This window comes from Salinispora pacifica DSM 45544, assembly GCF_000378845.1.
Lineage (GTDB): Bacteria > Actinomycetota > Actinomycetes > Mycobacteriales > Micromonosporaceae > Micromonospora > Micromonospora pacifica.
Map to the genome: position 1 here is coordinate 3,506,817 of NZ_KB905359.1, position 20,491 is coordinate 3,527,307.

A 20,491-nucleotide genomic window follows, 5' to 3' on the forward strand; every position below is an offset into this window, starting at 1 on the left:
GCGGCAGCAGCGGCCCCGTGGGCCCGCGCCCCGTAGGCTGGACCCGTGTCCGTCGTGGATCTCGTACTGCTCCTGCTCATGCTCGTGTTCGCGATCAGTGGTTACCGCCAGGGCTTCGTCACCGGCGTGCTGTCGTTCTCCGGGTTCTTTCTCGGAGCGCTGGCCGGCCTACAGCTCGGCCCCCGGCTCGCACAGCAGTTCCTGGACAGCGGCACCCGGGTGCTGGTCTCCCTGGTGGCGATCTTTGGGCTGGCGGTGGTGGGGCAGGCGCTCGCCGGCTGGATCGGTACGCATCTGCGCCGCACCATCAGCAGTGACTTCGGGCGGCAGGCGGACGATATCGGCGGCGCCTTCGTCTCGCTCTTCGCCGTGCTCCTCGTCGCCTGGCTGGTCGCGGTCCCACTGGGCTCGTCGTCGCTGCCCTGGCTGGCCTCCGCGGTTCGCAACAGCGCGTTACTCACCGTGGTCGACCGGGTCCTGCCCGACCAGGCGCAGGAGCTCTCCACCGCGCTGCGGGAGACCGTCGACACCAACGGCTTCCCGGATGTCTTCGGTGGTCTGGCGCCCACCCGCGCCCGGCAGGTCGCCCCGCCCGACCCTGCCCTCGCCGGTTCACAGGTGGTCGCCAACAGTGAAAAGTCCGTGGTCAAGGTGCTCGGCTCCGCCCCGAGCTGCTCCCGCCGCCTGGAGGGCTCCGGCTTCGTCTACGCCGACGACCGAGTGATGACCAACGCGCACGTGGTTGCCGGAACCCGCTCCACCGTCGTCGAGCTCGGCGGCGAACGGTACAACGCTCAGGTGGTGGTGTACGACCCGGACCGGGACCTGGCAGTCCTGCACGTCCCGGGCCTGCCCGGCCCGTCGATGCGCTTCGCCGCCGGCAACGAGGTCAGCGGCGCGGACGCGATCGTGCTCGGCTTCCCGCTCGACGGCCCGTACAACGCGCAGTCCGCCCGGGTCCGGGAGGTGGACGAGATCACCGGCCCGGACATCTACTCAAGCGGGAACGTGACCCGGGAGGTCTACACGATCCGGGCCCTGGTGCAGAGCGGGAACTCCGGCGGCCCGTTGGTCTCCACGAACGGCCTGGTACTCGGGGTGATCTTCGCGGCGGCGGCCGACGACCCGAACACCGGCTTCGCGGTGACCGCGGCCGAGGCCCACTCGGTCGCCCTGGCCGGAGCCGAACGTGTGCGCGGCGTCAGCACCGGTGAGTGCACCTGAGCGCGTCAACGACGCTGCGGTGGGGTAGCCCGCCAGACCGTGAAGACCGCGGCGGTCGCGGCCACCACGGCGGTACCCAGCAGCCACCCGGCAACCACGTCGCTGCTCCAGTGCACGCCCAGCGCCACCCGGCTGAACCCGGTCACCACGGCGAGGAGAAGCGCGGCTGCCCAGACCGCGTACCGCTTCGCGGAGCGGCCCGGTCGGGGTCGGAAGACCACCAGCAGCACGCCGGCGGCGAGCGCCGCGTTCAGCGCGTGCCCGGACGGAAAGGCGAGCCCGACCGCCTGGGCCAGCGGCTTCGGGAACTCCGGCCGGGGTCGCCCGACGAGCAACTTGAGCAGCGGGCTCAGCAGCCCGCCGACAGTCATGGTGACGACGACCCAGAGCGCCAGCTGTCGGGCCCGACGCCGGGCCAGCCAGCCAACCACCACCAGCGCGGCCAACCGTAGCGGCATCGGCGCGAAGACCTCGGTCCACACGTTCAGTGCCCTGGCCCATTCCGGATGCCGCAGGCCGTAGTCGACGAGCGCCTCGGTCACCGCCCGATCCAGCCGCCGTAACGGCGGCCAGGACGCCAGTACCAGCAGCGCGAGCAGGAACGGCACCAACACCAGGAACGCGGAGACAACGGCTAGGGTCAGCCGCAACCCCAGCCCGTTGTCGGGGTGCAGGCGGCGGTGGCGCCACGATGGCCGGGCGGCCGAGCCGGGGCCGGGCGCGCACATGGCCCCCGTCTACCCGGATCGCCAGCGGCCATTCCGGCGCGGCGGACCGGCCCGGCGCGGCGTCCCCACCGGCGGAACCGGCGGTGGTGGGAAGGAGCGAGCGCGCCGCCCACCCCCGGCGAACAGCGCGACCGGAAACGCCAGCCCGGACCACGGCCGTTCCGACGTGGAGTCGCCCCCGCCAGCTCCCATCGACCACGGCTTCCACGACGCCGACGGGACGGCCGGGAGGAATTCGAGCCCGGCGCCATCGGTAGCCGCGCCGGCTGTGGTCGGCGCCGGACCGAAGCCCACCACCCCCGGCGAGGACTGGTCGTCCAGCGGGTTGAGCCCGACCGGCTCCACCTCGGCGGTCAGCGCCGCGACCGGGTCGACCAGCCCGTACCCGAAGCTGTCGTCCCGTCCGGCGGGGCCGATGTCCGAAGCGGTGCGCAGCATTCGATTGATCACGTCGCCGGCGGGCATCTCTGGGTAGCGGGCGCGAATCAGCGCGGCGGTGGCCGAGACCAGTGGCGCGCCGAAGCTGGTGCCCTGAACCCGCCAGTACCCGTCCGGCGGCCGCGCGCCCACCAGACCGGTCGCGGGCGCGGTGAGCACCGTCTCCCGGCCGGTGATCGCGCCGGACCAGAGCTTCTCACCCTCCCGGTCCAGCCCGGAGACCGCGACCACCCCCGGCTCCCGGGCCGGGTACCAGACCGTGCTGGAGTTCGCGGCGGTCTCGTTGCCGGTGCAGGCGACGACCACCACGTCCCGGGCGAACGCGTAGTCCAGCGCGGCGGCCAGGGCCGGGCTGGTATTGCTGCCGCCGAGCGACAGATTGATCACCCGGGCGCCATTGTCAACCGCCCACCGTACGCCGTTCGCCACGATCAACGCGTCGTCGTAACGGTTCTCCGCGTCCAGGACCCGTACCGGCAGGATCCGGGCGTCGGGCGCGAGGCCCACCACTCCGCTGCTGCCGTCGTGGCGACCCGCGATCAACCCGGCCACAGTCGTACCGTGGCCCACCGGATCCGGGTTGGCGGTGCGCGACGACCCGACCAGGTCGAGACCGGGTAGCACCCGTCCAGCCAGGTCCGGATGCGCGCCATCCACACCGGAGTCGATGACCGCCACCACCACCCCGGCCCCGGTCGAGTGGCGCCACGCCGTACTGGCGCGCAACATGTCCAGCTGCCACTGGTCGTCGCGAACCTGGTCGGCGGAGCTCCCGGTCAGCTCCACCAGGGCCCTGCTGGCCGAGTGGCCGGGGCCCACGGTGGCGACCTGCCCCGGGCTGGGGAGGGCGGTGCTGGCCGGCACGACGGCGGCGACCGGTACGACGAGGGCGACCGACGTCAGCGAGCGCAACACCCGCCCGGCGGCCCCCCGCCGGGTGGCGGACCTGTTACCACGCCGTACCCCGGTCACGTCCTTGATCCCTCGCGTTCGACCCATCTAGTCATAACGTTCGGAGATTACCGGCTCCCGCGGCCCCGATGGTGTACCCGGCGCCCTCGGTCCTGGCGGCGGCAGCTGGCGAGCCGAGGTCAGACGTGGCTGCCGGAGGCGACGAGTGCCACCGGCGACGACGGGCCGAAGCGCGCCGAGCCGGTCAACGCCGCCCCGGTGGTCTCGGTCGGCGGGTGGTTCAACCGGTACGAACAGGCCCGAGGGCCGCTCGGTTGAGCGCCCCCCGGGCCCGCCGGTGTGTCGGTGTGTCGGTCAGTGCGCGGAGTCGCCGTGCTCCGCGGCCTCCCGGCCGCGCCGGATCGACGCGACGATCTCCTCCTCGGCCTCCTGCCGGCCCACCCAGGTGGCGCCCTCGACGGACTTGCCGGGCTCGAGGTCCTTGTACACCTCGAAGAAGTGCTGGATCTCCAGGCGGTCGAACTCGCCGAGATGGTGGATGTCGCGGAGGTGCTCCTGACGCGGGTCCTCGTACGGGACGCAGAGAACCTTGTCGTCGCCACCCTTCTCGTCGGTCATCCGGAACATGCCAATGGTGCGGCACCGGATCAGGCAGCCCGGGAAGGTCGGCTCCGGGACCAGCACCAGGGCGTCCAGCGGGTCGCCGTCCTCGCCCAGGGTGCCCTCGATGAAGCCATAGTCGGCGGGGTACTGCGTGGAGGTGAAGAGGGTACGGTCCAGTCGGATCCGACCGGTCACGTGGTCAACCTCGTACTTGTTGCGGTGACCCTTCGGGATCTCAACCGTGACGTCGAAATCCATCTGCACGCTCCTCGTCTGCCCACGCTGGCAATGACCGGCGGTATCCGTCGCCGGACAGGCGGAACTCCCGCCTGACGGTCCGGTGGCCGCATAGTCTTCGGACCGAAGTAGTGTCACCCAAGCAGGTTCCGCGGGGCGAGGAGGGGGCCGTGGGGAGGGAAGATTCACACTACCGTCCGGAGCAGAGTGCTGGACGGGAGACCGGCGAATCTGCTCGCGGCGGCGCGGTCGGGCGGGTGCCGGTGCCTGATGCCCACCCTGATAAGCGGCCTCCCGTCGGGTCGCCGCCGGGAGCGCCGTCGGATGGACCAAGCCCGGCCGAACAGCCAGCGGTGGCTTCTGACAACGGCGGCGATGCCGCCGGTCCCTCGGCCCCCGGAGGATCCGATGAACCCGCTCCGCACCCGGGTGGCGCACCGCGCGAGCCCGCGGGCAACGGCGGCACTCACGTCCCCGTGCCGTCCGACTCGACCTCGACCGGTCGGCCCCGGCCCCGGCGTTGGCTGTTGCCGGCCGTGCTGGCCGCGGTGCTGCTCCTCGCGCTGGCCGCGGTCGGGGTCACCGTGACGCGGTCGGGCCCGGCGGCCCAGTGGCGCGCCGGCGACATCGTCGCGGAGCCGCCGCCGGCGGTGTTGGCCATGGCCGACGTGAACGCGCTCGAACCCGCCGCCGCCGGGGTGCGCGCCGCGCTCGACCCGCTGGTCAGCTCCGCCGCGTTGGGCGACCGGGTGAACGTCTCGGTCGCGGATGTCGCGACCGGGTCGGTTCTGTATGACCGGGGTGCTGCCGACGGCACCGTACCCGCCTCGGTGACCAAGCTGGTCACCGCCGCGACCGTGTTGACCGCGCGCGGCTCGGGGCACCGGATCCCCACCCGGGCTGTCGCCGGGGCCGCTCCCGGTGAGGTCGTGCTCATCGGCGGGGGTGACCCGACGCTTGCCGTGGACGGCACCGGCTTCTATCCGGGCGCGGCGCGCCTTGATGAGCTGGCCGCGCAGGTGAAGGCCGCGCTCGGCGACGCCACCCCGTCACGGGTCGTGGTCGACTCGTCGCTGTACTCCGGGCCGGTGCACGCGCCCGGCTGGGACGACGACATTCCCACCGGCGGGTACGGCTCAGCGATCACCGCGCTGATGACCGACGGCGCCCGCGGTGACCTGGAGCAGGCGAAGCGGGACCACGACAACGGCACCCACGCCGCCGAACGGGTGCCGGAGCCGGACCTGCACGCCGGCGAGGCGTTCGCCCGGCTGCTGGGCGTGCCGACGGACGCGGTCGAGCGGGGCCGGGCACCCGAGGCCGGAGCGGATGCGACGGCGGGTACGCCGGGTGGCGAGCTGGGCGTGGTGCAGTCGCTGCCGATGGTGCGACTGGTCGACATCATGATCGCTGACAGCGACAACGTGGTGGCCGAGGCGCTGGCCCGGCAGGTGGCCCTGGCCCGGGGGCAGCCGGCGTCGTTCTCCGGTGCGGGGGAGTCGATGGAGGCGGTGGCGGAGGAGCTGGGGCTGCCGGTTGACGCGCTCACGCTCGCCGACGGCAGCGGCCTGTCCCGTGCCAACCGGATCAGTCCGGCGCTGCTGACCGACCTGATGCGGCTCGCCGCCGACGGGAGCCGTCCGGAGCTGGCGACGCTCTTCGGCGGCCTGCCGGTCGCCGCCTGGTCGGGCACCCTCACCGACCGCTACACCGATGTCGCGGCGCAGGCCGGTGCCGGAATGGTCCGTGCCAAGACCGGCACGTTGACCGGAGTGCACGCGATCGCCGGCTTGGTGACCACCGCCGACGGGCGCCTGCTCACCTTCGCGGTGCTCACCGACCAGGCGCCCGGCGACGGGCTGACGGCGGCCCGGATGACGTTGGACCGGATCGCCGCGGCCCTCGCCGCCTGCGGCTGCCGCTGAGCTCAGCTTCTGCGCTCCGACCTGGAGGTGGGGGCGCGGTGGGGATTGGGGACCGGCCGGGACGGGTCGTGGCCCGGCCGGCGGACGGCCGCGCGGGTACGGTGGGCCCATGGCGCAGTTCGTGGACTGGGATCTGGCCGCAGCGACCGCGGGGACGCTCGGCAAGACGGGCCCGCGCGTCTCCTATGTCGAGGCCACGGAGGTGGTCGGTGAGCTGCGACGGCTGACCGACGAGGCGGCCGAGCACGTCGGCGACTTCACCGGGCTCCGATCGCAGGTGTCGCACCCGCCGGTGCAGGTGGTGGACCGGCGAGACTGGGCGGCGACCAACATCGCCGGTCTGCGCGAGGTCATTGGCCCCCTGGTCGGTCGCCTGGCAGGAGACAAACAGCCCGGTGTGTTGACCGAGGCGATCGGTTCGCGGATCACCGGCGTGCAGGCCGGCACGGTGCTGGCGTACCTCTCCGGCCGGGTCCTCGGCCAGTACGAGGTCTTCTCCGGCGAACCGGGCCAGCTACTGCTGATCGCGCCGAACATCGTCGAGGCGGAGCGGAAGCTGGCGGCCGATCCCCGCGACTTTCGGCTCTGGGTCTGTCTGCACGAGGTCACCCACCGCACCCAGTTCACCGCGGTGCCGTGGCTACGGGCGTACTTTCTCGGCGAGGTGCAGGCGTTCGTGGATGCCTCCAGCAGCGGCGCCGACCCCCTGGTCGAGCGGCTGCGTCGCGGCGTCGCCCTCCTCGCCGACGCGGTACGGGAGCCGGCCGGTCGCACCAGCGTCCTGGACATCGTCCAGACCCCGGCGCAGAAGGCGGTGCTGGACCGGCTCACCGCGTTGATGACGTTGCTCGAGGGGCACGCCGAGTTCGTGATGGACGGCGTGGGGCCGCAGGTGATCCCGAGCGTGGAGCGGATCCGGGCGTCGTTCAACCGCCGTCGGGAGTCGGGCAACCCGGTGGAGAAGACGTTGCGTCGGCTGCTTGGGGTGGAGGTCAAGCTGCGCCAGTACGCCGAAGGGCGGCGGTTCGTGCACGGTGTTGTCGAACGGGTCGGCATGGCGGGCTTCAACCGGGTCTTCGCCTCACCGCTGACCCTGCCCCGGCTCGCCGAGCTCAGCGACCCGGACGCCTGGGTGGCCCGGGTGCACGGGCCCGCCGGTCCGCTTCCGGCCGGCGACTGACCCGACCCGTGGCCGCACTCGCCCCACCGGTCGCCGCGATCCGCCGGGCGATCCGGCACGCGCTGACCGAGCTACCCGGTCCGGGGCCGGTCCTGGTGGCCTGTTCCGGGGGAGCCGACTCGCTCGCACTCGCCGCCGCGACCGCCTTCGTGGCGCCCCGACTTGGGCGGTCCGCCGGTCTGGTCACCGTTGACCACGGCCTGCAGGAGGGCTCCGCGCGGCGGGCGGCGGCGGTGGCCGCCTGGGCCCGGGCGATCGGCCTCGCCCCCGTTGCGGCAGTCCGGGTTGACGTGTCCGGCCAGCCCGGTGGCCCGGAGGCCGCTGCCCGGGCAGCCCGCTACCGAGCGTTGACCGAGGTGGCCGATGGGCTTGGGGCGGCGGCGCTGCTGACCGGACACACCCGCGACGACCAGGCGGAGACGGTGTTGCTGGCGTTGGCGCGCGGTGCCGGCCCGCGCGGGCTGGCCGGGATGCCGGCTCGGCGGCGGCTCGGCGCGGCGTTGCTGCTGCGTCCGTTGCTGGAGGTGAGTCGGGAGCAGACCCGGGCGGCCTGTACGGCGTTGGGGCTCGAACCCTGGGTGGACCCGCACAACGCCGACCCGGCGTACGCCCGCGCTCGGGTGCGGGCCGAGGTGCTGCCGGTGCTGGTGCGGGCACTCGGGCCGGCGGTGCTGGACAACCTGGCCCGTACCGCCCGGCTGGTCGCCGTCGACACGGCGGCGCTGGACGAACAGGCCGGCATCGCGCTGGACGCGGTGCGGCACCCCGATGGCGGGCTCCGCGTGGCCGGGCTCGCGGAGCTGGCGCCGGCGATCCGGGGGCGGGTGTTGCATGCCTGGGCCCGGGAGTTGGGGGCTCGCCCCGCCGCCCTGTCACACCGGCACGTGGGCGCGTTGGAGGCCCTGGTCATCGACTGGCGTGGGCAGGGGGCGGCACACCTGCCGGGCGGGCTACGGGTGCTCCGCCGGGCGGGTCGGCTCGCCGCCGTCAACTCGGACGCGCAGGTGTGACCGGAGGAGGTCCTCCTGGTCAGTGGGGGGCGATCGGTCCCGTTTGCTGGTCTTTGCGGAGAAACCCGGCCTGGGTCGGATAAAAGGAGCGGCCCCGCCGACGGAGACCATCGTGCGTACGGCAGGCTAGGAGTCATGGCTGACGGCTCCTGGTACGACGCCGATATCGACCACGTGATCATTTCGGAGGCGCAGATCCGCGACAAGACCGCGGAGTTGGCCAAGCAGATATCGGCGGACTACGCCGACGTCGAGGACGGGCTGCTGCTCGTCTGCGTCCTCAAGGGCGCGGTGATGTTCATGGCCGACTTCGCCCGGGCGCTGGGCCGGCAGGGCCCCCCGGCGGAGCTGGAGTTCATGGCGATCTCCTCGTACGGGCAGGGCACCACCTCCTCCGGTGTGGTGCGGATCCTCAAGGACCTGGACCGGGACATCGCCGGCCGGCACGTGGTCGTGGTGGAGGACATCGTCGACTCCGGGCTGACCCTCTCCTGGCTCCTGCGCTATCTGGAGTCCCGCTCGGCGGCGAGCGTCGAGGTGGTCGCGCTGTTCCGCAAGCCGGAGGCGGTGAAGGTGCCGGTCGCGGTCAAGTACGTCGGCTTCGACATCCCGACCGAGTTCGTCGTCGGCTACGGGCTCGACTTCGGTGAGCGCTACCGGGAGTTGCCCTTCGTCGGCGTACTCCGACCCGAGGTCTATGCCCGGTAGGAGCGCTTGCTTCGACGCTCAGCGGACTCTCAGCCGGACGGACTAGGGTTGGGTCCGGTGGGGTGGAGGTAATCTCCAGGCCTGACCTCCGTAACCGCGAGACCGGGCGGTTGGGTGGCCGGGTGCGGAGCTCGCGTCCCGCTGGCGGGAACCGGTTCGCCCTACGCGTAAGTGCTGGGGCTGGCATGCTCGCATCCGGCACGAACGGTGTACCGTCGAGTGACCGTGGCGCGATGTGGTGCCCCGGGGTCAGACCGGCCCGCACGGCGGCTCAGCCGCCGCGCTGGCGGCGACACTATTCAGACGGTCCGGACGTCGATCAGGAGGATGCGAGCGTCTCGGCGCTCGACAATAGTATGGAACGTACGCGTTTCTTCCGCCGACCGTTGGTCTGGGTCCTCCTGGTCGGCCTCGGCGCCTTTTTGCTATACAACGTGGCCTTCAATGAGCCCGACTACCACCAGGTGGAAACCTCCGTTGCGCTGGAGCAGCTCGACAAGGGTGGCATTGAGGAGGCCGTCTTCGCCGACAAGGAGCAGACGCTCCAGCTGAAGCTGGCCGCGCCGGCCAAGTTCGGTGATACCACCACCGACCGGATCGAGGCGCAGTTCCCGTACGAGGTCGGCGACCAGATCTGGAACGACGTCCGCGACGCCGAGGCGAACGACCGCATCACCGGCACCGTCGACGCGGACGTCTCCCGCGACAGCGTCTGGATGACCCTGCTGATCAGCCTGCTTCCCATCCTGCTGCTGGTGGCCCTGCTGCTGTTCTTCATGTCGCAGATGCAGGGCGGCGGCTCCCGGGTGCTCAACTTCGGCAAGTCCAAGGCCAAGATGATCACCAAGGACACGCCGAAGACGACCTTCGCCGATGTGGCGGGCTCCGAGGAGGCCGTCGAGGAGCTGCACGAGATCAAGGACTTCCTGCAGAACCCGGCGAAGTACCAGGCGCTCGGCGCCAAGATCCCGAAGGGTGTGCTGCTCTTCGGCCCGCCCGGCACCGGTAAGACGCTGCTGGCCCGCGCGGTCGCCGGCGAGGCCGGGGTGCCCTTCTACTCCATCTCCGGCTCGGACTTCGTCGAGATGTTCGTCGGTGTCGGCGCCAGCCGGGTCCGGGACCTCTTCGAGCAGGCCAAGACGAACGCACCGGCGATCGTCTTCGTGGACGAGATCGACGCGGTCGGTCGGCACCGGGGTGCCGGAATGGGCGGCGGTCACGACGAGCGGGAGCAGACCCTGAACCAGCTCCTCGTCGAGATGGACGGCTTCGACACCAAGGGCGGCGTCATCCTGATCGCCGCCACCAACCGGCCGGACATCCTCGACCCGGCGCTGCTGCGGCCGGGCCGCTTCGACCGGCAGATCCCGGTGGACGCGCCGGACATGGAGGGCCGCAAGGCGATCCTGCGGGTGCACGCCAAGGGCAAGCCGTTCACCCCCGACGTTGATCTCGACGCGGTGGCGCGGCGTACCCCCGGCTTCAGCGGTGCCGACCTGGCCAACGTGATCAACGAGGCGGCGCTGCTCACCGCCCGCCGGGACAAGCGGGCGATCACCGACGAGTCGTTGGAAGAGTCCATCGACCGGGTGATCGCCGGCCCCCAGCGCCGTACCCGGGTGATGAGTGACAACGAAAAGAAGATCACGGCGTACCACGAGGGTGGGCACGCGCTGGTCGCCTGGGCGCTGCCGCACGCGGCTCCGGTGCACAAGGTGACGATCCTGTCCCGCGGCCGGTCCCTGGGGCACACCCTGGTCCTGCCGACCGAGGACAAGTACACCCAGACCCGGGCCGAGATGGTCGACACCCTGGCCTACGCGCTGGGTGGTCGGGCCGCCGAGGAGCTGGTGTTCCACGAGCCGACCACCGGCGCCGGTAACGACATCGAGAAGGCCACCCAGCTGGCCCGTGCGATGATCACCCAGTACGGGATGAGCTCCAAGCTCGGTGCGCTCAAGTACGGCAGCAGCGGTGACGAGCCGTTCCTCGGTCGCAACATGGGCAACGAGCGGGGCTACTCCGACGCCGTCGCCGCCGAGATCGACGCCGAGATGCGGGCCCTGATCGAACTGGCCCACGACGAGGCCTGGGAGATCCTGGTCGAGTACCGCGATGTCCTGGACAACATCGTGCTCGAGCTGATGGAGAAGGAGACCCTCTCGACGGCCGACATGGCCCGCATCTGCGACCGGGTGGCGAAGCGCCCGCCGATGGCTCCGTACAACGGGTTCGGCAAGCGTCAGCCCTCCACCGAGCCGCCGGTGCGCACGCCCGCCGAGAACGAGGCGCTCAAGGCGCAGGGCTCGGCCGACACCGCCTCCATCAGCGGCGCCGCCTCGAACAACTCGGACGGCTCGCACTGAACAGCGACGAGGCGGCCAACCCCGTGCAGGGGGACCAGGCGGCCAACCTCCCGCCGGGGTTGGCCGCCTCCGCCACCGAACCCGACGGCGACTTGGACCATGTCGCCGCTCGGCTGGTCAGCGGTCGGCTCGCCGGCCGTCCGGTCGAGGAGAGCGTTGACCTGATCCGGCTGGAGAAGGCGGTCCGCGAGATCCTGATCGCGGTCGGCGAAGACCCGGACCGCGACGGGCTCCAGCAGACCCCGGCCCGGGTCGCCCGGGCCTACGCCGAGTTGTTCGCCGGGCTCCGGGTCGACCCGGCGCAGGTGCTCAGCACCACCTTCGAGGCCAGCCACGACGAGCTGGTGCTGGTCCGGGACATCGATGTGATGAGCCTCTGCGAGCACCACCTGCTGCCGTTTCGGGGCAGCGCCCACATCGGGTACGTCCCCGGCACGGACGGCCGGATCACCGGTCTGTCCAAGCTGGCCCGGCTGGTAGAGGTCTTCGCGCGTCGCCCCCAGGTGCAGGAGCGGCTCACCGCGCAGGTCGCCGACCTGCTGATGGCGCAGCTCCAGCCGCGTGGCGTGATCGTCGTCCTGGAGTGCGAACACATGTGTATGGCGATGCGCGGCATCCAGAAGTCGGGGGCCCGGACGATCACCTCCGCCGTACGCGGCAGCCTGCAGGCGGATGCGAGGACCCGCGCCGAGGCGATGGCCCTGATCAACTCGCGCTGACCTCGCCCGCCCGGCGGCTCACCAGCCACCCCGGGACATCGCTACGCCTCCGCCGAACTCAGCCCAGCAGGGCGAGCAGGAGCACCGTACTGGCCAGAACCGCCGGGACCAGGCAGACCAACGCCCCGAGCCGGGGAGTGCGGTCCGGTTGCCCGCCCGCGTCCGGCACGGCGAGGCGCCCCACCCACCACCAGCCCGCTGCGAACGCCGCCGCCGGCGTCGCCAGCCCGACGATCAGCGCGGCGGCGCTCACCGTGCTGGGGCCGGTGACGGCGAGCAGGACCAGCTGGACCAGCGGCATCAGCAGGGCCAGCGGGGCGTAGCAGAGCAGGTTACGGGCGACGACGGGCCAGCCGGCCAGGTTGACCAGCCCGCGGGCGGCCAGTGCGGCGTCCGCCGACTCCACCCGGTCGGCCGCCCCCCGCAGCGCGGCCAGCACCGGCGCCGGCCCACTCGCCATCGACCGGTTCGCCGCCGAGAGCTCCGGTGGTGTCGGCGCCAGCGAGATCGGCGGTACGCCGGCCTCGCGCAGCCGCGCCTCCTGCCCAGCCAGCCGGGCCCGGACCGTCGCCAGCTCCTCCCGGGCAGCCGCGACCGCGCGGGCCTGCTCGCCCGCGGCGGTGGCCGCACCGCGGCGTACCTCGTCGAGCTGCCGGGTCGCCGCGAGGTACTCGGCCCATGCCGCCTCGGCCGCCGCGGGCTCGTGGGTCGGCTCGGGAGCATGGTCCGGCTCGGACTCGTGGGTCGCCTCGGTCGGCGTGGGGTCGGGAAGCGGCTGATGGGCCGTACCCGGCGGAGGGACCGGCTGCGGTACGTGGATCGGCGGCGGCGGGGCAGCCGGGGGATGCTGCCGATCCGGGTCCCGATCCTGGATGGGTATCCGGCTCACGTCAGGACCGGATTCGTGGCGAACGGAACCAGGACGACGCCCTGCTCGCTGTGCCCGTCCCAGAGCAGCGCCCGGTCCGGTCGAGGACGCCACTCCACCGGGCGGCCGAAGAGCGCCCCGAGCTGGACGCCCGGTATGTCCACGACGGCGACTGTGGCGAGCTTGGCCAACTCGTCTCCTGGTTCGAGTAGGGACGCGAACGCGGGTACGGTGCCCCACCGGCCGAGCAGGTGACGACCGGCTGGCGGCCCCTCCCGGAGCAGGGTGGCGAGCCGGTCCGGCGGCACCCGCCCGGCACCCGGCCCGTCCAGGTCGAAAACGACCAGGTAGGCCGGCTCGGCGGAGTCGAGGGCGGCCGGCAGATCAGCCGGATCCACCACCGCGACCGGGTGTTGGGTGGCCAACTCGGCGGCGAGTGCCGCGGCGAGTGGCCCCGTTTCATCCGCGGAAGGCACCACCACGAACCGGGCGGAACCTGGCCGGTGGTGGGCGGCGAGACCGCGGGCCGCGGTGACCAGCAGGCCAGCGGCCGCCGTACCGGTGCCGAGCACCGCCAGATTGCGCCCCGGGGCGGGGCCGAGCGGCACCGCCACCGTCGAGCGGGTCACATCCACCGCACGGCCCAGCAGCGCCACCGGCCCGGTTGCCCCGCCGGCCACCGCCGCCCGGTACCGGGGATCGTTGCGGAGCTGCGGCTGGGCATAACCGGCGAAGACGACTGGTGGGGCGCTCCGCTCCGGGCGGGCCGCCCAGAGCCGGTGCCGCAGGCCCGCCACCACCTCGCCGTGCTCCAGCGGATCGGGGAAGCGGACCACCCGTTCATGTCCCCGGATGGCGCCACGCGGCCCCCCGAGACCACCAGCGGTGTTGACCACCGCGCTCCCCACCGCCAGCCCGGCCGCCGAGTCGTTGGTCGAGGCCAACACCGCGCCCCCACCGGGAAGCGCCACCCGCACCGGGAACTGCCCAAGCAGCGGATCCCGGTCACTGCGCGCCCGAAGACCCAGGTCCCCCTCCCCGGCCAGGAGCAGATGCACGCCGTACGACCGGCCGGTGCGCGCCACGGCCTCGAGCAGGGCCCGGGCCTCGGTGGCGATCCGGTCCCGGCCGGTGAGCAGTCGCGGTAGACCGTCCACCACGGCGACGATCCGCGGCAGCTCCCGGTGCTGCCGCAGCTCCTGGTAGCGCTGCCCGCCGGCTCGGGCGCCGGCCTCCGCGCGGCGGCGGACCTCGGTGGCCAGGAGGTCGAACAGATCCAGCACATACTCCCGGTCCGCGGTGATGGCGGCGGCACGGACCTGCGGAATCCAGGAGCGGTCGCGTTCGGTCTGGAGGAACTCGGCGAAGGACTCCCCGGCGCCGAGGTCGGCCAGGTAGACGACGAGCTCCTCGGGACCGTAGCGGGCGGTCAGGCCGAGCAGAGCGGTGGCGAGGAACGTCGATCGGCTGGTTTCGGAACGGCCACTCACCAACCAGTGCGGCGTCAGCTCGGAGAAACCCAGGGAGACCGGCCGCCCCCCGGCGCCCCCCACCGTCGTCGCCATCCCATCGCGGGAACTCGCTGTCCACACCGGCTCGCCCGGCTCCGGAAGCAGCTCGGCCAGGGCCAGCCGCGAGCCCTCCTCCACCTGCTCGGCGAGGCGCCGGCAGACCTCGTCCACGAGGTTCGCCGGGGGATCCGGCTCGAGAAAGACCGGCGAGTTCAAGCCGCCCGACGGATCCGCCTCCGGCGTCCCGAAGTCCGTGCCGGGAGGGCCAGTGAGCAGCGCGTACGCACTGCGGATCGTCAGCGAGGCGGCGCGTGGCAGCGGAGCAGGGCCAGCCGGCCACCCCGCCACCACCAGGTGCAGCCCGCTCGCGCTGCCCTGTTCGGCGAGCGCGGCCAGACGGGTCAGGTCGGTGTGATCGGTGGACTCGGGCAGCGCGGCGATGACCAGGAGCAGGGTCCGGTCGTGCCGGCGCCGGCCGTCGGCGACCGGGGCCATCCACCGCTCCGCCTCCGCCAGCACCGTCCGCAGGCCGGCGAGGTCCGTAGCCGGGGGCGGCAGGAGGCCGGCATCGGCGAGCGCCGCGAACGGGGCCAGCGCGGTACCCGTACCGTCGACCGCCCGGACCAGCAGCGCCCCGGCCGGTGTGGCCGCCAGCAGTCGGAACAGGACGCCCCGGACCAGGCCCGCCGCCCGCGGATCTCCGGCGTCGGCGTCGATCGTCAGGTTCCCGGTGCCGATCAGCGGGACCAGTGCGGGGAAGCGCGCCTCGTCGAGGGGGGCGGCGGTGCCGACCCGGACGAAGCGCGGCGGCCCCTCCCCGGCGACGGTCTCCGCCGGCAGGGTCTCCAGCGCGACTCCCGCCCAGCCGGGGGCGAGCTGACCGGCGGCGCTCCGCAGCCGGTCGGCGAGCTCGTACTGGCGGGCGTGGTCGGCGGGAGCGGGGCGGATGTCGTCGAGGACGTCGGCGGCGGCGAGCGCGGTGGCGGCAGCCTGCCGGTGTAGGGCGGCGGCCCGGTTCGCCCGCCTCCTCGGACCCACCCGTCCACCCCCTCTTCGCGAGGTCGGCGACCCACCCCGCGCGAAGACCGTAGCGCAGGATGACCTGCTTCCGGCGGAGGCACCGCGGTGCTGCGCCGGTGTTGTTGCCGGTGTCACCGGTGGAGAGGAAGCCGTCACGATCCGCTTAATCTGGGCATTGGGTCTGCGAGCGGCAGCCGTTAGCCTCAGGGGGTGGAATCAGTGCAGCCCCCCGCCGGTTCCCAGGTGTCCCGCCTACCGGCGCAGCGGCCTCCCTCGGAGCAGCTGGCGGCCCCACCCTCGGCGCCCGCGCCAGGAGCGGGGGCCCCGGTCCCGCCGCCGCGGCGACGACTGCGCACCATCCTCACCGTGACCGCCGCCGTGCTGGCGGCGCTCGTGCTGGGCGGGATCGTCGGTGGCTACGTCCTCTACGCCCGGGCCACCACCCCCGACCGCAGCGCACCCGATGTGGTCGTGGACAACTACCTGCGTGCCTATCTCGTGGACCGAAACGATATTCGCGCAGACGTGTTCGTCTGCGCTGGCGGGGCGCCCACCGTTGAGCTGCGGGCGCTGCGCGAGGACCTGGCCGCGCGGGAGGCGCGCTTCGCGGTGCCCATCTCCGTCAGCTGGGGGAGCCTCGCGGTCCAACGGGACGGGGACGAGGCGGTCGTCGAGCTGGAGCTGGTGATCTCCGCCTCTGTAGACGGCATCAGTTACAGCGACCGACAGCCGTGGCGCTTCACCACCCGGCTGGGCGAGGACTGGCGGGTCTGTACCGGCGCGCGGAGTGACTGACCCTACTCGATCCAGAGCAGGTGGACGGGGACCTCGAGCGTGGTCGGGGTCTGCCCGCCCCAGGCCCACCGGTACCACTCGACCTCGGGGGTGACCCGGACGCAGATGTCGCCCTCGGCGCTGGAGTAGGTCTCGGTGACCGCGCGTAGGTCCCGGTGCTCGACCGAGCCCACCACGTGCACGACCCGTCGGCCGGCGACGGCGTCGGCCTCGAAGACCGGCGTCGGCGCCCGATGGGTGGGCGCGTCCAGGGAGACCAGCCGATCCGCCTCCGCGGGCGGTTGCTCCGATCGCAGCCCAACCGTCTCCACCCAGACTCGGTCGACCGGAACGAGGGGGGCGAAGACCTCGACCTGATCGGCCTCGGCGCGGTACCACTCGTGCTCGGCGATGACCGGCACGTAGGTGCGGCTGCCCTGCACCACGCGGTCGTCCGCGCGGAGGTCGCCGCGCCAGCCCAGCCCGGGTTGGCCGACCCGCACCCGACGCCCACGCAGCTCGACCCGACCGGAGGCCGGCAGCACCGCGATCGGTCGGGGCGGCAGCGGCGCCCAGTCCGGCTGCTCCAGGAAGGGGTCGGGGAGGGGGTCTGTCATCGCCGTCGGTGCCTCACTCCACGCTTCGCAGCGGCGCGCCCTGCTCCCGCATGAAGCGCACCGGGTCGATCGCGCCGTCGCTGCTCCGGTCGCCGTTGGTGTGCACCTCGAAGTGCAGGTGCGGGCCGGAGGAGTTGCCGCTGCTACCGATCTTCCCGATCTGCTCCCCGGCGCGCACCGTCTGACCCGCGCTGACCTCGGGTTTCTCCACCAGGTGGCAGTAGCGGGTGATGATCTTGCCGGGGTGTTCGATGTCGACGAACCAGCCGCAGCCGCCCTTGCCCGGCCAGCCGTCCGCGTCGCAGCTCAGCTCCCCGGCCCGGTCCGGATCGCAGCGGGCGACCAGGACCCGCCCGCTGGCGGCGGCGCGGAGCGGGTAGCCCTTCGGCGCGGCGATATCCACCCCGTGGTGCGCCGGCCGATCCTGGGTGCGGAAGCCGGAGCCGACATCACCGGGGATCGGGGCGGTCCAGCCGGAGGCGGAGATCCGGCCATCCTCGGCGGCGTCGCAGGCGTGCCCGCCGTTGACCGGCACGGTCCGGGCCGCGCCGCCAGCCAGTGAGTTGACGATCTCTGACGCCAGCGCCTCATGCTTCGCGTAGGCGTCCGGGAAGGCGCTGACCTGCACGGCCTGCGCGGCCCGGGTCAGCGGCAGCTGCTGCCAACCGGGGACCTCCACCAGCTTCTCGTAGAACTTGCGGGCCGCGTACTCCGGCGTCATTCGCTCCTTGACCGAGCCCCAGCCCGCCCGCTGCTGGAACAGGCCCACCGAGTCGTGGTCCGAGCCGACGCCCTCGTTGGGGAGCTGCTCCGACCCGGGGACCGTGGGGTTGGCGAGATTACGCAGCCGGGACTCCTGCATGGCGGTCGCCACGGCGATCACCCAACCGCGGGGCGGCACCTGCAGCTCCTGCCCGACCTGGATGATCCGGGCGGCGTTGCGGAGCTGGAGCTCACCGTACTGCGACATCTGCGGCATCGCCCCGGTGACCTCGACCCGGAAGTCGTCGGTGCACTCCTGGTTGGTGAGCCGGAGCCGGTCATCGCCGCCGAGCTCGGTGAGGAAGAAGGCGCCAGCACCGCCGGCGCAGCAGAGCAGGGTCAGCGTTGCGGTGAGCGCGAAGGCCAGCGCCCCGACGCGCAGCGGACGGCGTTTCGGCTCGGCTGCGCTGCTCATTCCTGCTCCCAGTCCACCGCGTCCACCCGCCACCGACCGTCCGGCGCCACCAGCTCCAGCCGGAGCCGCCCGGTGTTGAAGGGCACCCGTGCCTCGACGACCGCGTCCGACCGGGCCGTGACCGTCGTGGCGCCCGCCACCTCGCCGGTCGGGACATCGGCCGGGTCCACGTCGGCGAGCTGCTCGGCCAACGTTGGGGTGGTCAGGGGGCGCAGCTCGGCGTGCCAGCGCTCGGCGGTCATCCCGGGCTGCCCCCGCCAGGCGGTGACGAACTGGTCAGCGACCTGCTCCGGTGTCGCCTCCCCGGGCCGGGTCACCGGCGTGGGGGAGCGCGTGTTGAGCAGCCCGTCGTCGCCGGTCGTCGGGTGCACCGTGGTGATTGGCTGCTCCGGGCGGTTGCTGAGGCCGCTCCCCGGCTCCGCCGCCCCGACGACCAGCCGGGTGGTGCCGATGATGCCCACCACCACCACGGCGAGCGCCAGGGCGATCCCCACCCGGGACCGGAGCACCCGGGTGAGGAGCTGTTCGCCGGCCCGCCGCACCGCGATCACCGGGCCTCGGAGCGGACCCGGGGGGTGCTCCGTTCCGGCGCGGGTTTCGTCGCACCGGGTCGGTAGATGACGAAGGAGGGGCTCTCCCGCGGGCCCTCCGGCTCGGTCCAGCTGGCCGGCGTCCGCCGTTGCCGCGGTGCGGCAGTGGTGCGGTCCGGGGAACTGCGCTCCCCGGACGTCGGCGCCCCGTCCGGCCGCTCGCGGCGCTCCGGCCGGGCCCCACCCTCGGCCACGGGCGCCAGCTCCTCGTGCCGGGCCTCCGGCCGGAGCCTGCTCTGCGTCGCCACCACCGCGCCGCGGCGACCCGAGCTCGGCTCGCCGGCCCCGCGGGGCTCCGCGTCGAGGCGGGACGCCGTGCGCATGTCCCGGAAGAACCGGCGGTGCCAGGAGCCAGCCGAGCCGCCCGACTCGCCACCACCCTTGCCGCCGAGTTGGGTGACCCGCCGGTAGGGGCGCAGCAGCAGCCAACCGACCACGCCGCAGAGCCAGACCAGCACCACCTGGAGCCAGCCGGGCAGGGTCGGCGTGCTCATGATGAGGTCCACGGCGAAGAGGTAGATCGCGGCGCCGGTGCCGAAGATGGCGATGTTGAAGACCGCCGCCACCACGGCGTTACCCAGCCGGCGCAGCCCGGCGCTCGCCGGCCGGAGCAGGCCGACGGTGCCGAGGATCGGCGCGGCGATCACCGCCCAGCGGAAGAGCAGGAAGCCGAGCAGCACCAGCACTGACGCGGTGAGATCAAACATCGCGAAGAGCAGCGCGGCGAGCACCGCGATGAAGCCGGCGCCGACCCGGTCCATGTCCCGGATCCCCTGCAGGTACTCGTACGCCTCCGGATCCTCCTGCTTGATCTGCTGGGCGACCCGCGCCCACTGCTGTTGCTTGGCCCGAACGGTGGCCTCCCGGGTGGCCGGGTTGGCGCGGAGCTTCTCCGTCTCCTCCCAGGAGAAGGACTTCGCGTCGTAGAGCGCCGGCCCGTACTTCTGCGCGGTCTCACTGTCGGCCGAGCCCAGCACCCCGCGCAGCCAGTTGCGGTAGAGCATCGTCTCGGTGGCCGTGTCGCTCGCCCGCACCGCCGGCGGGCGCTTGTCGACACAGGCCTCCGGATTCGGGACCGGGCACTGGTCCGGCGGGGCGTCCCTGGTGCTTGGTCCGACCGCGTCGTGGACCACCCCCAGCGTGGTGACCAGGGTGCCGTCGGCGACGTTGGCGGACTTCACCGGCCAGGCGGCCAGCGCGGTCACCGCCACCATCACGAGCAGGGCCCAGCCGGCGGTCGTCATGGCGTTGCTCATGTCCGACTGGCGGGAACGCCAGAGCAGATAGAGCCCGACCACGCAGAGGGTGACGATCCCGAAGACGCTGAACACCTTCTGGTAGACCGCCGTGGTCGCCTGCTTCACCAGCGGATCGGCCCAGCCCCACATCGACCGCGGATCCCAGGCCCGCTCCCGCAGCGCGTTCGAGGCACCGATGATCGCGGTGGCGATCATGAATTCGCCGTTGGCGATCGTGTTGGTGAACTTGTAGTCCGGGTGCAGCACGGCGGTGGCGCAGCCGGTGTCGATGTCGTAGGTGGTGTAGCCGTATCCGGCGTAGCCGTAGTCGCTGTAGAGCCCCTTCGGGCCGGGCTCCTTCGCGGAGTCCGGGCGGGCCGCGAACCAGCCGGCGAGGCCGGAGTCCGGCGCCGTCGGCGTCGGGGCGTTGCGGCAGGTGACCTCATCCTCGGCGACCTCGCCGAGCCGGGCTACACAGGAGCGGAAGTCGGCCTGCCACTCCTCGGTGAGGCAGGGACCGGCTGGGGCCTGCGTGGACAGCTCCGGTGCCGCCGCCGCGCCGACCCCCGGCCAGCTGACCGTGGCCCCGGCGAGGACGCCGAGGGCCAGCAACAGCGCCACCGTCCGAGCCCGGGCCCCGGCCATC

The 20,491-nt window shown here is 73.0% G+C and carries 17 protein-coding genes; 8 read left to right on the forward strand and 9 right to left on the reverse strand.

Annotated elements, in window-relative coordinates:
• The first annotated feature begins 45 nt into the window (after positions 1-45).
• Positions 46-1,224 (forward strand): MarP family serine protease, encoded by a 1,179-nt coding sequence (locus SALPAC3_RS0115955; protein ID WP_018222211.1) that lies wholly within the window; start codon positions 46-48, stop codon positions 1,222-1,224.
• Between the two features lie 5 nt (positions 1,225-1,229).
• Here SALPAC3_RS0115955 and SALPAC3_RS0115960 read toward each other — a convergent pair whose 3' ends face one another.
• From SALPAC3_RS0115960 to SALPAC3_RS0115970, 3 genes are all read right to left on the reverse strand, one after another.
• Positions 1,230-1,952, reverse strand: coding sequence for a phosphatase PAP2 family protein (locus SALPAC3_RS0115960; protein ID WP_018222212.1), 723 nt, complete (start codon positions 1,950-1,952; stop codon positions 1,230-1,232).
• 9 nt (positions 1,953-1,961) lie between these two features.
• The gene (gene mycP, locus SALPAC3_RS0115965; RefSeq protein ID WP_018222213.1) at positions 1,962-3,389 is read right to left on the reverse strand and encodes a type VII secretion-associated serine protease mycosin; all 1,428 of its coding nucleotides are present in this window, start codon (positions 3,387-3,389) and stop codon (positions 1,962-1,964) included.
• Between the two features lie 267 nt (positions 3,390-3,656).
• Positions 3,657-4,163 carry an inorganic diphosphatase gene (locus SALPAC3_RS0115970; protein ID WP_018222215.1) on the reverse strand — a complete coding sequence of 169 codons (507 nt, stop codon included), beginning with the start codon at positions 4,161-4,163 and terminating at the stop codon, positions 3,657-3,659.
• Positions 4,164-4,399: 236 nt separating this feature from the next.
• On the opposite strand from SALPAC3_RS0115970, the gene dacB reads away from it, so the two are divergent.
• The 6 genes from dacB (at position 4,400) to folE (ending at position 12,050) form a co-directional block, all read left to right on the forward strand.
• Complete coding sequence (gene dacB / locus SALPAC3_RS0115975; RefSeq protein WP_408640413.1) at positions 4,400-6,067, forward strand: D-alanyl-D-alanine carboxypeptidase/D-alanyl-D-alanine endopeptidase; 1,668 nt, start codon at positions 4,400-4,402, stop codon at positions 6,065-6,067.
• A gap of 109 nt (positions 6,068-6,176) precedes the next feature.
• Positions 6,177-7,247: a zinc-dependent metalloprotease gene (locus SALPAC3_RS0115980; RefSeq protein ID WP_018222217.1), complete on the forward strand. Its 1,071-nt coding sequence runs from the start codon at positions 6,177-6,179 to the stop codon at positions 7,245-7,247.
• 8 nt (positions 7,248-7,255) lie between these two features.
• Complete coding sequence (gene tilS / locus SALPAC3_RS0115985) at positions 7,256-8,257, forward strand: tRNA lysidine(34) synthetase TilS (protein ID WP_026185631.1); 1,002 nt, start codon at positions 7,256-7,258, stop codon at positions 8,255-8,257.
• Between the two features lie 135 nt (positions 8,258-8,392).
• Positions 8,393-8,965: a hypoxanthine phosphoribosyltransferase gene (hpt, locus tag SALPAC3_RS0115990; RefSeq protein WP_018217488.1), complete on the forward strand. Its 573-nt coding sequence runs from the start codon at positions 8,393-8,395 to the stop codon at positions 8,963-8,965.
• 356 nt (positions 8,966-9,321) lie between these two features.
• Positions 9,322-11,331, forward strand: coding sequence for an ATP-dependent zinc metalloprotease FtsH (gene ftsH, locus SALPAC3_RS0115995; RefSeq protein WP_018222220.1), 2,010 nt, complete (start codon positions 9,322-9,324; stop codon positions 11,329-11,331).
• 59 nt (positions 11,332-11,390) lie between these two features.
• Positions 11,391-12,050 carry a GTP cyclohydrolase I FolE gene (gene folE / locus SALPAC3_RS0116000; protein WP_026185632.1) on the forward strand — a complete coding sequence of 220 codons (660 nt, stop codon included), beginning with the start codon at positions 11,391-11,393 and terminating at the stop codon, positions 12,048-12,050.
• Between the two features lie 58 nt (positions 12,051-12,108).
• Here folE and SALPAC3_RS0116005 read toward each other — a convergent pair whose 3' ends face one another.
• Both SALPAC3_RS0116005 and SALPAC3_RS0116010 read right to left on the reverse strand, forming a co-directional pair.
• On the reverse strand, positions 12,109-12,939 hold the full coding sequence (locus SALPAC3_RS0116005; protein ID WP_018222222.1) for a hypothetical protein: 831 nt from the start codon (positions 12,937-12,939) through the stop codon (positions 12,109-12,111).
• On the reverse strand, positions 12,936-15,467 hold the full coding sequence (locus SALPAC3_RS0116010; protein WP_018222223.1) for an FtsK/SpoIIIE domain-containing protein: 2,532 nt from the start codon (positions 15,465-15,467) through the stop codon (positions 12,936-12,938). Before SALPAC3_RS0116010 ends, SALPAC3_RS0116005 begins: the two co-directional genes overlap by 4 nt.
• 201 nt (positions 15,468-15,668) lie before the next feature.
• On the opposite strand from SALPAC3_RS0116010, the gene SALPAC3_RS25885 reads away from it, so the two are divergent.
• Positions 15,669-16,244, forward strand: coding sequence for a hypothetical protein (locus SALPAC3_RS25885; RefSeq protein WP_033774863.1), 576 nt, complete (start codon positions 15,669-15,671; stop codon positions 16,242-16,244).
• 2 nt (positions 16,245-16,246) lie between these two features.
• Here SALPAC3_RS25885 and SALPAC3_RS0116020 read toward each other — a convergent pair whose 3' ends face one another.
• Genes SALPAC3_RS0116020 through SALPAC3_RS0116035 form a run of 4 tightly spaced genes read right to left on the reverse strand, consistent with a single transcriptional unit; the run spans position 16,247 to position 20,490 of the window.
• Positions 16,247-16,840 carry a hypothetical protein gene (locus tag SALPAC3_RS0116020; protein ID WP_018222225.1) on the reverse strand — a complete coding sequence of 198 codons (594 nt, stop codon included), beginning with the start codon at positions 16,838-16,840 and terminating at the stop codon, positions 16,247-16,249.
• Positions 16,841-16,853: 13 nt separating this feature from the next.
• On the reverse strand, positions 16,854-18,017 hold the full coding sequence (locus tag SALPAC3_RS0116025; RefSeq protein ID WP_018222226.1) for a M23 family metallopeptidase: 1,164 nt from the start codon (positions 18,015-18,017) through the stop codon (positions 16,854-16,856).
• Positions 18,014-18,568: a hypothetical protein gene (locus SALPAC3_RS0116030; RefSeq protein WP_018222227.1), complete on the reverse strand. Its 555-nt coding sequence runs from the start codon at positions 18,566-18,568 to the stop codon at positions 18,014-18,016. The genes SALPAC3_RS0116025 and SALPAC3_RS0116030 overlap by 4 nt, the downstream gene beginning before the upstream one ends.
• Positions 18,565-20,490 carry a hypothetical protein gene (locus tag SALPAC3_RS0116035; RefSeq protein ID WP_018222228.1) on the reverse strand — a complete coding sequence of 642 codons (1,926 nt, stop codon included), beginning with the start codon at positions 20,488-20,490 and terminating at the stop codon, positions 18,565-18,567. Before SALPAC3_RS0116035 ends, SALPAC3_RS0116030 begins: the two co-directional genes overlap by 4 nt.
• Between the last annotated feature and the right edge of the window lies 1 nt (position 20,491).